Here is a 16276-nt window from a genome sequence, read left to right on the forward strand (position 1 = left end):
GAATGTAACACCGGCAATCATAGAAGCTCTCGGAAAGCTTCCATCGGAACTGGTAAAAACGATAACCTTCGATAGAGGAAAGGAATTCGCGGAGTATGAAAAGATCGAAGCAGCATTAGGGTGCAAAACCTATTTCTGTGATCCCTACTGTGCCTGGCAAAAAGGAACCAATGAGAATACGAACGGATTACTGCGGGAGTTTTATCCTAAAGGGATGGATCTATTTGAAGTGGACCCGGAGGAACTGAAAAAGAATCTGAATTTACTGAATAACAGGCCACGTAAATGCATAAAATATAAAACACCTAAAGAAGAATTACTGGGTAACTCATTCTAGGTGTTGCACTTAATTTGACAAATCATCATCAATAAAAAACTGAAATCTTCATGATTTCAGTTTCTTAGCCAATTATTCTGTATAAGGTACAACAGCACCTTTGAATGTATCATTGATATATTTCTGAACCTTAGCTGACTTTAATGCTTTTACTAATGCTTTTGTCTTGGCAGTCTTTTCATTGCCTTTCTTAACAGCGATGATGTTCGCATATGTACTTGCTGCAGTTGAGTCAGACTTTTCAAATGCGATTGCATCTTTCTTAACATCAAGACCAGCATCCAATGCATAGTTACCATTCAATACGACTAATGCTACATCTGGTCTAGCTCTTGAAACCTGTGCTGCTTCAAGTTCTTTGAACTTAAGATTCTTTGGATTAGAAGTAATATCTTTAACTGTTGCTTTGATATCTTTATTATCCTTTAAAGTGATGACACCATTATCAGCTAAAAGTAATAATGCTCTTGCTTCGTTTGTAGCATCATTAGGTACGGCAATTTCATCACCATCTTTTAAGTCATTGAGTGATTTCTTCGTGCCAGCATAAATACCAAATGGTTCATAATGAATCTTACCTACAGAAACAAGCTTTGTATTCTTTTCTTTATTAAAGTTATCAAGATATGGTGTATGCTGGAAGTAGTTGGCATCATACTTGCCTTCATCGACAACAATATTAGGCTGTACGTAATCTGTAAATTCCTTCACCTTTAAAGTATAGCCGTCTTTCTTTAATTCTTCACCAGCTACCTTTAAGATCTGCGCATGTGGTGTTGGTGATGCAGCAACTGTAATCGTCTTGTCATCACTCTTTGATGATCCACATCCTGCTAATAATAATGCGAGTGTTGCTGTTCCTACTAATTTAAATAAATGTCTTGTTTTCATAATTTCTGTCCCCTTTTTAAATGAATATATGTTTCTTTATAAATATTTGTTTTGAGTAAGCCCCCAACGGGCATTCGCATTCGTTTCATATATTCACCCCCTCGTAATTCCCTACCTCTTAGATATGCTTATATGATAATCTTTTTCTTTTTAAAGTCAACGCAAATAATTTGTCTATAGACATAGTTTATAGAATTTTATCCCATTATATCAATACTTTTTACTTATTTACCCTCTTTTCTATATATAACTATAGCCTATGCCTATAGCCTAAACTTTATCCCTATATTTCTCTTTATTTTTGATTATGATATAATGTCCCTTACGAGGTGATCGCATGAAAATAAAAAAAGAAATATTGGAAAAAAAATGGGTTCAAATCGCCTTAGGCCTTTCTGCTGCCTTGCTGTTCTACCTATGTATCAGTCATATTCATTTATTATTTGTTGGACTTGGTAAACTCTTTAAATTTCTTTCCCCTGTGCTAATCGGGCTTGTTATTGCTTATCTGATTGATCCGCTTGTACAGGTCTTTGAAGAGAAAGTCTACAAGAACTTGAATATCAAGCATAAACATGTCCTGGCTGTGGTGACAGCGATTGTGATTGTGATTATTGCCTTCATCATCTTACTTGTTGCACTTGTACCACCGATTATTGAAAGCATAATCAACCTGGTCAATAACTTCTCAAATTACAGTTATACTCTGCAGCATTCATTAAAGGAATTAACGCAGTTTGCGAAGCAGAATAATATTGATATCAGTGGTCTTACACATGCTTCTGGTAACATCTTGCAATCGATCAGCTCACTCTTGCCAGAGAATTTCAATGGCATTGGAGATATTGTCAAGAATGCGATTAATTTAGGTATCGGCTTTATTAACTTTATCATTTCCTTCATTATAGCCATTTACTTCTTAGTGGATGCCAAGCATTTACAGCACGGTCTAGGACGCTTATTAAGAGCTATTCTAGGCAAGCAGCGCTACCAGATAGGACGTGCATTCTGGGTACGTTGCAATCGCATCTTGATTAAGTTTGTGATTACTGACTTGCTTGATGGGTTATTAATTGGAATTGCAAACTTCATCTTCATGAGCATTATGCGTATGCCATTTGTAGCCCTGGTTTCTGTTGTTGTCGGTGTGACAAATCTTGCTCCAACTTTTGGTCCATTTGTCGGCGGATTTATTGGGGCATTCTTACTTGTATTGATCAATCCACTTGATGCATTATGGTTCATTATTTTCACTCTTTTCTTACAGCTGTGTGATGGTTATGTCATTAAGCCAAAGCTCTTTGGTGGAGCCTTTGATGTTCCTTCAGTCTGGATTTTAGTATTTATCGTTGTTGGTGGACGTATGTTTGGCGTTATTGGCATCTTGCTTGCTATTCCAGTTGCCGCTATCGTCACATTCGTTTATCGCGAAAGCTTCCTGCCATATTTAGAAAGAAGACAACTGAAAAAAGAAAGCATGGATGTTTAGTTAATATGATCTCCTAAAGGTAGACAGTATAAATACACAAAATGTACTGCTCTGCTTTTAGGGGATTTTATTATGGAACAAAAAACTAAATACATATGACTAAAAAAATGAAAGCTGTATGAGATTATCAATCAGTAGCTGATCAAGCATTTAAATTAGATACAGGGAAACATAGTGACGATAGAATATGTCAATGGTCAAATCTCTATAAAGCTGATGGGCCAGAAACTCTCAGTTCTAAAGAAAGAAATTCATCTTACTCAAAAGCATTTAAAGAGCATTGTACAAAATGGGGTTTCACAAAACGTCCTTACAACAGAATACAATATTTCCAGTAAATCAGTCATCATTCAATAAATCAAGCAGTATAATAACGATAGAGCACAGAGAAATTATCTCAATATGGCAGAAAGAAAGAAAACAACGAAAGAAGAACGCATGGAAATCGTTTAGTACTGTATCGATCATGATCGCAATTATAAAGAAACAGCCGTAAAATATGGCTGCAGCTATTCTCAGGTCTATTCATGGGTACGCAAATATGACAGACAGGGAACAGATGGCCTGAACGACAACCGCGGCCATTGCAAAAAAGAAGAAAATCTTACTGACAAGGAAAAATAGAAAGAGAAAACAAACGATTGAAGGAAGAATTGAGACGAAAAGAAATAGAGGTCAGGTTCTTAAAAAACTCGACGAATCAAAGTGGTGGTGATAGAGAAAGCACCAAAGACTGCTTAGCCAGATTGCAGCATAAGATGAAGAATAATGATTTATGAATCGATTCAAAAACAAGCAATGATGAACGAGTAACTAAGTCGATTAGCTGGCATATCCAAGACATCCTATTATAAATGGATCCGTTGGTGAATATCGACGATGCAAAGATCCGCATGCAGGCATTGCCGATATAAGATATTATCCTTCTAAGCATTTTATAAGCAAGGGAAAAGTAAATGCTTAAAGACATATAATAATCCGACCATCCTCGCCACTTTAGATGCTGAGATATTCAAGAATGACTTATTTGAAACATTTTTCTCTTAGCATGATTTTGCTTTCTCATTCATCCATATCATCTTCCCTATCCTATTAAAAAAGACCACATTTGTGGTCTTTAAAACTATTGATTTAATGGATGTGGTCCAGCATTTTTAATTTCATCTGACATATGAGGATATTTCGCATTGAAATTATCTTCAAACATTTTTGCGAGCTTATCAGCCTGTTTATCATAGGCAAGACGATCTGACCATGTTGAACGTGGATTCATGATATGATGAGGCACTTCAGGACATTCTTGTGGTACAAGAAGGTTGAAACGCTTGTCATGACGCATCCGTGCTTTTTCAATATCACCATTAAGTGCACTTGTCACCATTGCTCGTGTATACTGCAAGCTCATACGATGACCAACACCATATGGACCTCCTGTCCAGCCCGTGTTAATCAAATAAACACGAACATGCTGCTTTTTAATCTTTTCACCTAGCATTCTTGCATAAACATCTGGTGATAAAGGCATAAATGGTTCACCAAATAATGTTGAGAATGTTGGCTGTGGTTCTGTAATGCCGCGCTCAGTACCGGCAACTTTGCTTGTAAAGCCAGTTACAAAGTGATACATGGCACTGTTTTTATCTAGTTTAGAAATTGGTGGCAAAACACCAAAAGCATCAGCTGTTAAGAAGATGACAACATCAGGTGAGATACCAACTGATGGAATAATGGCATTATCAATATATTCAAGTGGATAAGCAACACGTGTATTCAATGTCAATGTCCCATCAAAGTAATCAGGAATACGTGTAACTGGATCAATCACCACATTCTCTACTTCGCTGCCAAACTTAATAGCGTTATAAATATATGGTTCTCCATCCTGTGTTAGGTTAATACATTTTGCATAGCATCCACCTTCAAAGTTAAAGATATGATTATCACTCCAGCCATGTTCATCATCACCGATTAATAATCTATTCGGATCTGCTGAAAGCGTTGTTTTACCTGTGCCAGATAAACCAAAGAATACAGCTGTTCCTCTTGTTTCTGGATTCATATTGGCAGAACAATGCATTGGTAATACATTTTCTTCAATAGGCATCACATAGTTCATAACTGTAAAGACTGACTTCTTGATTTCACCACTATATTCAGTACCAGCAATCAATACCATATGATCACTGAAATTTACAACAATCGCTGCTTCAGAGTGCGTATTATCACGCTCAGGAACACAACGGAAACCTGGCGCTACGAGGATTGTGAAATCCTGTTCACCATAATCAGCAAGTTCTTCTTCGCTTGGACGTATCAGTAATTGATGAATAAAGAGGTTCTGACAAGCACGTTCATTGACCACCATAAACTTTCTTGTATACTTCTGATCAGCTCCGGCTAAGCCCTGGAAAACATAAAGCTCCTTATCGCCTAGATAAGTCATAATTTTCTCTTTAAGAGCTGTATAGTCCTTTTCACTCATTGGACGATTGACATCACCCCAGGCAATATCATCATGAACATCAGGTGTATCGACAATAAATTTATCATCAGGTGAACGACCTGTATATTTACCTGTTTTAATGGAGAGGGCTCCTGTATCTGTTAAAACGCCTTCTCCTCGTTTTAATGCTTCTTCTACGAGTGCTGCAGGTCCTAAATTGTAGTGAACCTTTCCTGTATCATTATAAATACCCAGCTTCAATAAATTATGATCCATAGTATCCTCCTGTTTTATATATCTTATTATTGATTATATCATAATATTTTTATATGTACATTATCTGAATTTATTTTTCTTCTAATTAGAATTGTAAACGCATATATTTGTATTTTTAAGAATATTGAAAATCATATTTTTCTTAAGAAAAAGAAAAAGGAGACGCTTGAAAGCATCTCCCATATTTATTTCATATAACCGCGATAATCTGAAGTATGCAATACTTCATTGGCATGATCTACGCGTTCCTTTGTAGGTGGATCAATACCTTCAAGAGGATAATCTAAATGCAGTTCCTGCCATTTATAACGTCCCATTGTATGATATGGGAGCACCTGCACACGTTTGACAATATCCCCAAGTGACTGAATATAAGCATCCAGCTGTTCCAGGTCCTCGTCATAATCACTTCTTTCAGGCACTAAAACATGTCTGATCCAGACATCCTTACCTATTGTTTTAAGATATTCAAGCATCTTCAGGACATTCTTATTGCTCTGACCTGTGATGACCTGATGACGTGTATCATTGATTTCTTTGATGTCAACTAGCAGAAGATCCGTATAGTTCATCAATTCCTTAAACTTTTCAAAATATTCACCCTGGTTTGTAAAACAAGCACCAGAAGTATCAATGCATGTGCCAACACCTTTAGCCTTAGCCTTTTTAAAAAGTTCTAGCAAGAAATCAATCTGCATCAATGGTTCACCACCAGAAACAGTAATGCCACCATCAGATCCCCAATATGTTTTATATCTCAAGGCTTGATTTAATAATTCATCAGCTCTCTTTTCTTCATATTTCATACTTCCCCACGTATCAGGGTTATGACAGAACTGGCATCTAAAAGGACAGCCATGGAAGAATATCACAAAACGGATACCTGGTCCATCTGCCGCCCCAAAGGATTCGATTGAATGTATTTTACCTTTCATTTATTACACCTCGCTCCATTATTTTATCAAAAGACAAGATCAAGATAAAGGCATAACCTCCTTATTTTTCTTAAGGGCAATATGCGAATAATGTACATCAACATCTACTTCCATCAGCATATACCCATCACGAAGCAAGGCATTCATCAGTTCATTATCTCTCACGCCAATATGAATCAACAATAAAGAAGTGAGCAGAACAAAATCATACCGGCAGCACTCTCCTTCTATGGTCGTATGGTTATCGTGATAACTAAGCGATAAATAAGCATTATCTTTATGCTTCATAAGCTTCATGAAACATTGCCGATATGTCTTGACTGTTGTCCCTTGATCAAGGGCATACCACATCTGGAAGTCATCAATTGTCTTAAGACATTCACGAAAATAATCCTTCATACCTTCATCTTTTTCAATTATCTCCATTAAAGCTATCATCATTGTATAAATCTCATGATAGTGATAACGATATTTTAGACATACCTTTCCCTTCTCAATCATGATATGCATATAATAATCTTTCATACACTTTTCACCTCAGCTATATTCTAACGCAAAAGACAAAAGGCGTTTGAAAGACAGGCTTTTTAAATCCCTATATAGGGATTTAAAACAAATTATCAATAAAAAACTCCTAGTAAGCACTAGGAGCTTTTAAATCCTATAAATGATCGTGGCAAGTTCTAGCAATAACATCTAATTGCTGTTCTCTTGTTAAGTCAATGAACTTAACAGCATAGCCAGATACACGGATTGTGAAGTTTGCATATTCTTCTTTTTCAGGATGTTCCATTGCATCGATTAACTTATCAGTGCCAAAGACATTCACATTTAAGTGATGTGCACCCTGGTTGAAATAACCATCAAGAACAGAGACAAGCTTGAAGTTTCTTTCTTCAAAATCATTACCTAAAGCTGAAGGGTTGATTGTCTGTGTATTTGAAATACCATCCAATGCATATTCATATGGTAATTTAGCAACTGAGTTAAGAGAAGCTAATAAGCCATTCTTTTCAGCACCATATGCTGGGTTTGCGCCTGGTGATAATGGTTCACCTGCTTTACGTCCATCTGGTAATGAACCTGTTGCCTTACCATATACAACGTTAGATGTGATTGTTAAGATTGAAGTTGTTGGTTCTGAATTTCTATATGTATGATGTTTCTTAACTTTATTTAAGAATTCCTTTAATAACCAAACAGCGATATCATCTGCTCTGTCATCATCATTACCATATCTTGGGAAGTCGCCTTCTACTTCATAGTCAACAACTAAGCCATTTTCATCTCTGATTGTCTTAACTTTGGCATACTTGATTGCTGAAAGTGAGTCAACAACATGTGAGAAGCCAGCAATACCAGTTGCGAATGTACGTCTTACATCAGTATCGATTAAAGCCATTTCAGCTGCTTCATAATAATACTTATCATGCATGTACTGGATAGCATTTAATGTATTGACATAAAGGCCTGCTAACCATTCCATCATGTCATTATATTTTTCCATAACTTCATCATAATCTAAATATTCTGAAGTGATTGGCTGATATTTAGGACCTACCTGCATATGGTTCTTTTCATCGATACCACCATTGATGGCATAAGTTAAGCACTTTGCTAAGTTTGCACGAGCACCGAAGAACTGCATTTCTTTACCAGTCTGTGTAGCTGATACGCAGCAGCAAATTGAGTAGTCATCGCCCCAGATTGGTCTCATGACATCATCATTTTCATACTGAATTGATGAAGTGTTGATAGAAATCTTTGAAGCATATCTTCTAAAGTTAGTTGGTAATGAAACAGTATAAAGAACTGTTAAGTTAGGTTCTGGAGAAGGACCCATGTTTTCTAATGTATGTAAGAAACGGTAGTCATTCTTTGTAACCATAGAACGGCCATCCATGCCCATACCAGCAACTTCAAGAGTAGCCCATACTGGGTCACCTGAGAATAATTCGTTGTATGAAGGGATACGAGCGAATTTAACCATTCTGAATTTCATAACTAAATGGTCAATTAATTCCTGAGCTTCAGCTTCAGTAATTCTGCCTTCTAATAAGTCTCTTTCAATATAGATATCTAAGAAAGTAGAAATTCTACCCACTGACATAGCAGCACCATTCTGAGTCTTGATAGCTGCTAGATAGCCAAAGTATAACCACTGTACAGCTTCATGTGCATTTCTAGCTGGATTAGAAATATCATAGCCATAAACAGCTGCCATTTCCTTCATGCCCTTTAATGCTCTGATCTGTTCAGCAATTTCTTCTCTTAACTTGATGACATCATCTGTCATTTCTCCGCCACCACAGTTAGCGAAGTCTTTTTCTTTTTCTGCAACTAAGAAATCAATACCATATAAAGCCACACGACGATAGTCACCAACGATACGACCACGGCCATAAGTGTCTGGTAAACCAGTCACAACCTTTGAATGACGAGCTAACTTCATTTCAGGTGTATAAACATCAAAGACTGCCTGGTTATGTGTCTTATGATATTTTGTGAAGATTTCATGTAATTTTTCTGATGGCTGATAACCATATGTTGTACAAGCCTGTTCAGCCATACGGATACCACCATAAGGCATGAATGCTCTCTTTAATGGTTTATCAGTTTGTAAACCAACGACTTTTTCTAAATCTTTCATAGATTCGTCGATATAACCTGGACCATAAGCAATTAAACCAGAAACAACTTCTGTTTCCATATCAAGAACGCCACCCTTAGCACGTTCTTCTTTTTGTAACTGCTGTAATCTACCCCATAATTTATTCGTAGCTTCTGTTGGTTCAGCTAAGAAAGATTCATCACCTGTATATTCAGTATAGTTATCCTGAATGAATTCACGTGTATTGACTTCATCCTTCCAAAGTCTACCGTTAAAGCCACTCCAAGCCTCTTCAAAAACTTCTTTATTACTCATTGAATAGAGTCCTCCTTATTGTTTTAAAGCCCTTACATTAGAAAGCTCGACCAAAGCTTTCTATGTTGAACGAACCTATCCTAACATGGAAAAATAGGCTTGTAAACTGATTTGCGTTAAAAAAAGACGTGAGTTTTTTCACGTCTTGTAAACACTTTCAAAATTTCATTGAAATAATCAATTATAATCGATTTTTCATGTATTTCACAATATCTTCAGAAACTTTTCCAAAAATAATTTGTGTTGCCTTGCTTGTCGATACAACACCAGTCGCACCAAGTCCCTTTAATGCTTCTGCATTCACAACATTATTGTCTTTTAAAACCACTTTCACCTTTGAGCCATTGGCCTCAACACTGACAACATTATCTTGACCGCCAAGTGCTTCAAACAACGCATCGAGATCGACTGGTGATTCATCTTTTTTCTTTCTGTTTTTAAATACAAAGAATAATACGACAGCTAGTACAACAACGGCTGCGATGATCGCAATTTGATAGCTTTCCATACTGCTAATTGCCTCCCTTAATAATTGAAGATTTTTCAAATTATAGTATACTATAGTCGAAATCAAATTCAAACAAAAGAAATGAGGTGCACTTTTGAAAACAATTGAAGAATACTTCAGAAAGTACCCACTTTTTGACGCTATACTCATTCTTGGTATCATCAGCTGTTTAGGCATTGCCTCGGCTGCTCCAATTATGAATAATGTGGCCAATCCCTATCGTTTATGGATGTCACAGGCATTTTACTATTTTCTTGGCTTTATTTTACTTTTTGTCGTTTATCGTATTGGCAAAGATACTTTCTACAAACATATTAAGATTCTTTATTGGCTTTTTATCTTCTTGCTTGTCCTTCTTGGTGTTGATCATCAGGTCTATATCCGTACAGGCATCAGTGTTTTGCCAACAGCCATCGTTCCTCATATCAACGGGGCAACTTCATGGTTCCGTATTCCTGGATTTTCCTTCCAGCCTTCAGAATTTATGAAAATCATCATGGTCATTGCCCTCGCAAAGATGACGCAGGAACACAATGAAGAAGTCCTTATTCCAACTATCGAAAGCGATATTCGCTATTTCTTAAAAGTCTTAAAGATTTTCATTCCTCCAGCCATCCTCATGCTGATGCAAAATGACTCCGGGGTTATGTTGATCTTTGCCTTTGCTGCCTTTTTTGTCATTATTTCTAGTGGTGTGAATAAACGCTGGTTTGTTGTGATCTTTACTCTGGCAATTTTAGGTATTGGCTTACTCGTCTACTTATTTGTCTTCCAGAATGGCATTTTTACAAAAATCATTAAAGGTCATACACTAAGCCGTGTCTATGGCTGGCTCGATCCCGAAGGCACAACAGCCAATCAAGGGATGCAGCTCTGGTTCTCACAGCTCTCCTATGGTACTGCTGGCTTTTTTGGCCATGGTTTTAGAAACTTCGTCAAAACCTTCCCTGAAGGTCAGACAGACTTTATCTTTGCGGTTATCGCAAGTAGTTTTGGCTACTTCGGTGCCCTTATTACGATTGCTGCCATTGCTTTCTTTGATATCTGTGTTTTACGCATTGGCCTTCATAGTACGAATGGCCGTGACAAATACTTCACGATGGGTATTGTTGGTTGTCTCTTGTTCCAGCAAGTATGGAATATTGGCATGATTCTTGGCTTATTACCAATTACCGGTATCACCTTGCCAATGCTCAGCTATGGTGGATCTTCACTTTGGTCCTACATGTTTGCCGGGGGAATCCTGCTTGATATTGATTATCAGAATAAACTACTTGACAATTCCCATAAGAAATACTAGCTGTAACTTCGTGTTACAGCTTTTTTAGGAGATTTTATGCAAAAGTTATCCGCAACGACACTTAAATATCTTGCTCTCTTCACCATGACAATTGATCATATTGGTTTATTACTCTTAAACGACTATACGCCTTTTCGTATCATTGGCCGGCTCTCTTTTCCCATCTTTGCCTATATGATTGCCGAAGGGTGTCGTTATACACATAATCGGATGCATTATTTCTTGCGTGTCAGCATTCTTGCCATCCTATGCCAGATTGTCATGTATATAACAACCCATTCGCTCTATATGAGCATTCTGATTTCCTTTTCTCTTTCCATACTTCTTATCATGAGTATTGACTACAGCATTAAAAACAAGCATTTACTTCTTTCCATCTTATCCGTACTGCTTGTCTTCTTTTTGGTTAGTATATTGCCAAAAATCACCTCGACAGATTATAAGATTGATTATGGGATTGGCGGAATCATTCTTGTTGTGATGGTTTATTATTTACCAGAGAAATGGCGCTTAGTAGGTGTGCTTGTTGGCTGTCTTGTTATGAGTATCACAATGACTCCACTGCAATACTTTAGCCTTCTTTCCATCATCCCTCTTGCCTTCTATAATCACAAAAAGGGAAAAGGCCACCCTCTTCCCTATTTCTTCTATCTCTACTATCCACTTCATCTGGCCATCATTTATCTTCTTGCGTCTTCCTTATAGAAAGACATATATTGATGTGTCATTGGATGTTCAAAACGAATCGCTACGCTATCAAGATAAAACTCTCCTGTACTCTTTTCATTATAAAGCGGGTCACCTACTAAAGGATGTCCGAGTGAGGCCATATGAATACGAATCTGATGAGTACGACCTGTCTCTAGCGTGCATTCAACAAGACTTGTCTTTTCAAAAGTCGCAATTGTGCGATAATGCGTAATCGCATAAGCACCATTTTCATCAATAACGCGCTTTGTGGCATGACCTTGGGCATGGCCTATTGGCTTATTAACAGTACCTGAGCCAGGATTGCCTTCTACCAAAGCATGATAAACACGCTTCACAGCTTTGATGTCACGGGCAAAGCAATCATGAATATAACGATATTTCGCAATCATCATATAGCCCTGGGTTTCTTTATCAAGACGGTTAACCATATGAACAGTGGACGGAATACCTTTTTGGTTAAAATAATACTGAATCCCATTCGCGAGTGATGTTGTATAATATTTACGATTAGGTATGCAGGCGATATGAGCTGGCTTATTGATAATCATCAGATAATCATCTTCATAGACAATATCTAAAGGCATATCGATAGGAACAATATTGCTTTCTTCCTGAGGGAAGACAATGCTGATGGCATCACCCTCTTCGACTATATAGCGTACTGTTTTACGCACTCCATTGACTAATAAAAGGCCATAATACTTAGAATCTTTGAGAAGCTTTTTCGATATGCCACGTTTTAAAAAGAAGAGGTCAAGGCGGTTATTGGCATCTTCTTTGTTAGCGATAAAATCGAGCTGCATTATAAGAAAGCCTTCTTTAGCCTATCAATAAATGAGACCTGACGATAGGATGCGAAGCGGGCATATTTCTTACTCATTGAGACATCAATTGTCACATTCTCTTCAAGATGAAAGGCATCCAAATCGATACATAAGACCGCATTATGATAATTTTGTGTTTCTAGGCGTACATGTTGGCTGTCATTAAGAATGAGCGAAGAGCCAAGCGAACGATAGGCATTATGATTAATGCCGGCTATTTCACTGATCTGCATAAGTTCTGGACCAGGTGCCATGATCGCGCCATGGATGGATTTATTGTATGCCGTAGAACCTGATGGTGTCGAGATACAGAGACCATTGCCTCTAAAGGTCTCAAGATGTTCACCATTAATGAAAACATCAATGACTTGGGAATGAATGGAGTTCTCAAGTCGCATTTCATTTAAGGCATAGAATTTTTGTTCATTAAATTCTATTTCAATCATACTGCGCTTTTCCACCGTTAATGCCTTATCCTTAATGTCATAGACAAGCAAGTTAGCTTCATCAATCGTATAATCCGTAAAAAAGCCAAGTGTCCCAGTGTGAATGCCAACAAAAGCCACCTCTTCAAGCTGATCGATATAGTCATGGACACTTCTCAGCATTGTGCCATCCCCACCTACTGAAATGACCAATTCAGGATGAACCTCATCATATGTCAAAAAAGCATCTAAATCTTTTCTCAGTTTCTTGCTTAATCTTGCAGAGGCTTCATCGCCTCTTTCTACAATTGCATAGCGTTGCATATTATCACCTACTTGTAATATTATAAACTATTTCATCCTACTTCTTCAAGACGCCATCTTGCGATATAATAAGGCAAGGAGGAGGACTATGGAAGAAAATTTAGAAATCGAGTATAAGATCTTATTATCCCGTGAACAATTTGACAATCTTGCCCATTATTATGATCATCTAGCCCACGTCTATACCCAGACCAATACGTATTTTACTTCTGATGCATTACAAGCAAAACGTATTGCCTTGCGTATTCGTGAAAAAGAAAGTAGCTACGAGATGACAGTGAAGACAAAGGCTGAAGGCACTGGGCGCAAAGAATATAATCTTGCCTTAACGAAGGATGATGCCCGCTTCTTTTTAGAGGGCGGCATGAAGGACAATGAGATCACAAAGATGTTGAAAGATATGGATATTAATTTATCTGAAATAACGATTCTTTGTCGCTTAAAGACTGTTCGTCATGATATACCACTAGAAGGTGGTATGCTTTCATTAGATGCCAATTATTATAATGATCAAGAAGATTATGAAATGGAATTTGAGCTAAGTGATCTTGAAGAAGGCAAAAAGACATTTGCCTCATTGCTTGAAAAACACAAGCTGCAATATACACAAAATTGTCAAAGCAAGCTGACACGTGCAATTTCTTCGCTCAACAAAAAATAGGCCCTTTATAAGGACCTATTTTATGCATTCTTGTGATCACGGTCATATTCCATCTTGAGATCCGTAAACTGTGGACAGAAGTCAGTTTGTGTACATTCTGCTAAGTTACGTAATTCACGAGGAATAAAGGCACGTATTTCTTCGGCATTATAGCCAACCTGGAATCTTCTTTCATCAATGAGGATTGGACGTTTTAATACTGATGGATTGTTTTGAATAAAATGAATCAGCTCACTTACACTCATCTCATCAATATCAATATTCCCCTCTTTAATAATTTTAGAACGCTTGGAAATAATATCATCCGTACCATTTTCTGAACGCTCCAACAATTCCTTTAATTCATCTTCACGTAATAAGACCGAGAAGATATTTTTTTCAACATATGGAATATTGTGTTCTTTAAGCCATGCTTTGACCTTACGACAAGATGCACAGCTTGGGGCAGTATAAATTCTCACCATATCTTCTTGCCTCCTCGATTCCCTATTATACAACAAATTCTCATAAAGTATAGTCCCAAGTTGCAAGCGTTTCATTGACAACAAAGACCTTTAGTGATAGAGTTGTGGTCGTAAACCGATGAGCAGGAGATAACGTTAGTAAACGCAATCACAGAGAGCCAGGAGTGGTGGAAGCCTGGCATTGACGCACTTTCAAATGGACCTGTGAGGGTGAAGGGGAAATTAAGTATCTTTCAACGTCAAGTCTTACGTTAGTAGACAGAATGTGATGGCATTTCAAAGGTGGCTTATACACTTGTCCTTTGGATAAGTGTTTTTTTATTTCCTTTAAATGCGAAAGGAGACATAAGATGAAAAGAATGTTAAGTGGTATTAAACCAACAGGTAGAGTAACTTTAGGGAATTACATTGGAGCGATCAAACCTTTTGTAAGTTTCCAGGATGATTATGAAATGATTATCTTTGTCGCTAATCTACACTCTATGACAATCTATCAGGAGCCAAAAGATTTAAGACAGAATACGAAGGATTTGATTGCGCTTTATTTAGCTGCCGGGCTTGATCCTGAAAAAGTGACATTATTCCTACAGTCAGATGTGAAAGAACATGCACAGCTAGGCTGGTATTTAAATTGCATGGTCTCAATGGGTGAACTTAGCCGTATGACACAATATAAGATGCAGGTTGAAAAAGCTAAAGCAAGAAAGGATACATCTATTGGAGCTGGTATTTTTAACTATCCATCATTAATGAATGCCGACATCTTAATGTATGATCCTGACTATGTGCCTGTTGGTGAAGACCAGAAGCAGCATGTCGAATTAGCTCGCATGGTGGCAGAACGTTTCAACCACCGCTATTCTGACACATTTAAAATACCTGAGCCATTAACACCACGTGTTGGCGGTCGTATCATGTCCCTGCAAGATCCTACAAGCAAAATGAGCAAGAGTGATCCAACTGGTAAAGGCTGTATCTATATGCTTGACCCAATTAATGTCAGCAAGAAGAAAATCATGTCAGCTGTAACAGACAGCGACAGTCATGTACGCTATGACAAAGAAAATAAGCCAGGTATCTCTAACCTGATGGAAATCTATTCCATCCTTGGTCATAAGAGCTATGAAGAAATTGAAGCCATGTATGAAGGAAAAGGCTATGGTGAATTCAAGAAGGACTTAGCTGAAATTGTCGGGGCTGAATTACAGAAAGTTCAGGATGCCTATAACCAAATCATGGCAAGTGGTGAAATTGAGAAAGTTCTTGATGAAGGTGCTAAGAAGGCAGGACGTATTGCCTATAAGAAACTTGCGAAAGTGGAAAGAAAGATTGGTATTACTATTCGTAAATAATGCAAAAGAAGTGGCCAAGCCACTTCTTCAGACTGTTGACGATTAACCATATCGTTGGCGGTCTTTTTTTATATATTGATATATTTTATGATTCATCCTCTTTTTTCTGAATATATTTCTCCAGATAATAAAAATTTGGGTATAGATCCTTCTATCCTATCCCCATCGCCTTTAATGTTTCCTCATTTTGATGCTCAAAGCAGGAATTTTGGGCGCAATGCGCCTCCTGCATCCTTCCAAGGTATGTGCATAACTTCTTGAGATTCATTCCTGTGAATATCAACATAAGATTATCATACACTCTTTCGAATCCTGTATATAGCGTATAGTCCAGCCCGTGTCTTCTCTTGCCATCCGCAAATACCTTTTCGATTGTCTGCTTTCTTTTCTGATATGTTTCCTTTTCGGTC

The 16276-nt window shown here is 37.5% G+C and carries 17 protein-coding genes; 7 read left to right on the top strand and 10 right to left on the bottom strand.

Features of this window, described 5'->3' with window-relative positions:
- The coding region (locus T529_RS0110330; RefSeq protein ID WP_156032247.1) for an IS30 family transposase at positions 1-337 on the top strand (337 nt) is incomplete at its 5' end.
- A gap of 72 nt (positions 338-409) precedes the next feature.
- Here the strand turns inward: T529_RS0110330 and T529_RS0110335 are convergent.
- Positions 410-1228, bottom strand: coding sequence for a MetQ/NlpA family ABC transporter substrate-binding protein (locus tag T529_RS0110335; RefSeq protein ID WP_033163534.1), 819 nt, complete (start codon positions 1226-1228; stop codon positions 410-412).
- Positions 1229-1565: 337 nt separating this feature from the next.
- Here T529_RS0110335 and T529_RS0110340 point away from each other — a divergent pair, with 337 nt between their 5' ends.
- Both T529_RS0110340 and T529_RS13820 read left to right on the top strand, forming a co-directional pair.
- The gene (locus T529_RS0110340; protein ID WP_033163535.1) at positions 1566-2717 is read left to right on the top strand and encodes an AI-2E family transporter; all 1152 of its coding nucleotides are present in this window, start codon (positions 1566-1568) and stop codon (positions 2715-2717) included.
- Between the two features lie 459 nt (positions 2718-3176).
- The gene (locus T529_RS13820) at positions 3177-3341 is read left to right on the top strand and encodes a helix-turn-helix domain-containing protein (RefSeq protein ID WP_081823128.1); all 165 of its coding nucleotides are present in this window, start codon (positions 3177-3179) and stop codon (positions 3339-3341) included.
- A gap of 499 nt (positions 3342-3840) precedes the next feature.
- On the opposite strand, the gene pckA is transcribed toward T529_RS13820, so the two are convergent.
- The 5 genes from pckA to T529_RS13285 form a co-directional block, all read right to left on the bottom strand.
- Positions 3841-5436 (bottom strand): phosphoenolpyruvate carboxykinase (ATP), encoded by a 1596-nt coding sequence (pckA, locus tag T529_RS0110345; RefSeq protein ID WP_033163536.1) that lies wholly within the window; start codon positions 5434-5436, stop codon positions 3841-3843.
- A 185-nt stretch (positions 5437-5621) separates the two neighbouring features.
- Complete coding sequence (gene pflA, locus T529_RS0110350) at positions 5622-6371, bottom strand: pyruvate formate-lyase-activating protein (RefSeq protein ID WP_033163537.1); 750 nt, start codon at positions 6369-6371, stop codon at positions 5622-5624.
- A gap of 39 nt (positions 6372-6410) precedes the next feature.
- The gene (locus T529_RS0110355) at positions 6411-6896 is read right to left on the bottom strand and encodes a hypothetical protein (protein ID WP_033163538.1); all 486 of its coding nucleotides are present in this window, start codon (positions 6894-6896) and stop codon (positions 6411-6413) included.
- A 136-nt stretch (positions 6897-7032) separates the two neighbouring features.
- On the bottom strand, positions 7033-9297 hold the full coding sequence (gene pflB / locus T529_RS0110360; protein ID WP_033163539.1) for a formate C-acetyltransferase: 2265 nt from the start codon (positions 9295-9297) through the stop codon (positions 7033-7035).
- Positions 9298-9478: 181 nt separating this feature from the next.
- Positions 9479-9805, bottom strand: coding sequence for a PTS sugar transporter subunit IIB (locus T529_RS13285; protein ID WP_033163540.1), 327 nt, complete (start codon positions 9803-9805; stop codon positions 9479-9481).
- A gap of 94 nt (positions 9806-9899) precedes the next feature.
- Here T529_RS13285 and T529_RS0110370 point away from each other — a divergent pair, with 94 nt between their 5' ends.
- Both T529_RS0110370 and T529_RS0110375 read left to right on the top strand, forming a co-directional pair.
- Positions 9900-11105: an FtsW/RodA/SpoVE family cell cycle protein gene (locus T529_RS0110370; protein ID WP_033163541.1), complete on the top strand. Its 1206-nt coding sequence runs from the start codon at positions 9900-9902 to the stop codon at positions 11103-11105.
- Between the two features lie 36 nt (positions 11106-11141).
- Entirely contained in the window at positions 11142-11810 is a 669-nt protein-coding gene (locus T529_RS0110375) for a TraX family protein (protein WP_033163542.1), read from the top strand.
- Here T529_RS0110375 and T529_RS0110380 read toward each other — a convergent pair.
- Both T529_RS0110380 and T529_RS0110385 read right to left on the bottom strand, forming a co-directional pair.
- Positions 11786-12619, bottom strand: coding sequence for an RluA family pseudouridine synthase (locus tag T529_RS0110380; RefSeq protein ID WP_033163543.1), 834 nt, complete (start codon positions 12617-12619; stop codon positions 11786-11788). The genes T529_RS0110375 and T529_RS0110380 overlap by 25 nt on opposite strands.
- Positions 12619-13389 (bottom strand): NAD kinase, encoded by a 771-nt coding sequence (locus T529_RS0110385; protein ID WP_033163544.1) that lies wholly within the window; start codon positions 13387-13389, stop codon positions 12619-12621. Before T529_RS0110385 ends, T529_RS0110380 begins: the two co-directional genes overlap by 1 nt.
- 88 nt (positions 13390-13477) lie before the next feature.
- Between T529_RS0110385 and T529_RS0110390 the strand changes: the two genes are divergently transcribed.
- A complete protein-coding gene (locus T529_RS0110390) occupies positions 13478-14050 on the top strand; it encodes a CYTH domain-containing protein (protein ID WP_033163545.1) in 573 nt (190 codons plus the stop codon).
- Between the two features lie 20 nt (positions 14051-14070).
- Here T529_RS0110390 and spx read toward each other — a convergent pair whose 3' ends face one another.
- Positions 14071-14514, bottom strand: a complete 444-nt coding sequence (spx, locus tag T529_RS0110395) for a transcriptional regulator Spx (protein WP_033163546.1) — start codon at positions 14512-14514, stop codon at positions 14071-14073.
- 350 nt (positions 14515-14864) lie between these two features.
- Between spx and trpS the strand changes: the two genes are divergently transcribed.
- Positions 14865-15866: a tryptophan--tRNA ligase gene (trpS, locus tag T529_RS0110400; protein ID WP_033163547.1), complete on the top strand. Its 1002-nt coding sequence runs from the start codon at positions 14865-14867 to the stop codon at positions 15864-15866.
- A gap of 151 nt (positions 15867-16017) precedes the next feature.
- Here the strand turns inward: trpS and T529_RS0110405 are convergent.
- A partial coding sequence (locus T529_RS0110405) for a transposase (protein ID WP_033163548.1) occupies positions 16018-16276 on the bottom strand: 259 nt, incomplete at its 5' end.

This window comes from Sharpea azabuensis DSM 18934 (assembly GCF_000702165.1).
Taxonomy (GTDB): domain Bacteria; phylum Bacillota_I; class Bacilli_A; order Erysipelotrichales; family Coprobacillaceae; genus Sharpea; species Sharpea azabuensis.

Bases quoted from the DNA above. Each gene is read 5' to 3' on its own strand.
- T529_RS0110335 (WP_033163534.1), bottom strand. From the start codon at position 1,228: ATGAAAACAAGACATTTATTTAAATTAGTAGGAACAGCAACACTCGCA.
- T529_RS0110340 (WP_033163535.1), top strand. From the start codon at position 1,566: ATGAAAATAAAAAAAGAAATATTGGAAAAAAAATGGGTTCAAATCGCC.
- pckA (WP_033163536.1), bottom strand. From the start codon at position 5,436: ATGGATCATAATTTATTGAAGCTGGGTATTTATAATGATACAGGAAAG.
- pflA (WP_033163537.1), bottom strand. From the start codon at position 6,371: ATGAAAGGTAAAATACATTCAATCGAATCCTTTGGGGCGGCAGATGGA.
- T529_RS0110355 (WP_033163538.1), bottom strand. From the start codon at position 6,896: ATGAAAGATTATTATATGCATATCATGATTGAGAAGGGAAAGGTATGT.
- pflB (WP_033163539.1), bottom strand. From the start codon at position 9,297: ATGAGTAATAAAGAAGTTTTTGAAGAGGCTTGGAGTGGCTTTAACGGT.
- T529_RS13285 (WP_033163540.1), bottom strand. From the start codon at position 9,805: ATGGAAAGCTATCAAATTGCGATCATCGCAGCCGTTGTTGTACTAGCT.
- T529_RS0110375 (WP_033163542.1), top strand. From the start codon at position 11,142: ATGCAAAAGTTATCCGCAACGACACTTAAATATCTTGCTCTCTTCACC.
- T529_RS0110380 (WP_033163543.1), bottom strand. From the start codon at position 12,619: ATGCAGCTCGATTTTATCGCTAACAAAGAAGATGCCAATAACCGCCTT.
- T529_RS0110385 (WP_033163544.1), bottom strand. From the start codon at position 13,389: ATGCAACGCTATGCAATTGTAGAAAGAGGCGATGAAGCCTCTGCAAGA.
- T529_RS0110390 (WP_033163545.1), top strand. From the start codon at position 13,478: ATGGAAGAAAATTTAGAAATCGAGTATAAGATCTTATTATCCCGTGAA.
- spx (WP_033163546.1), bottom strand. From the start codon at position 14,514: ATGGTGAGAATTTATACTGCCCCAAGCTGTGCATCTTGTCGTAAGGTC.
- trpS (WP_033163547.1), top strand. From the start codon at position 14,865: ATGAAAAGAATGTTAAGTGGTATTAAACCAACAGGTAGAGTAACTTTA.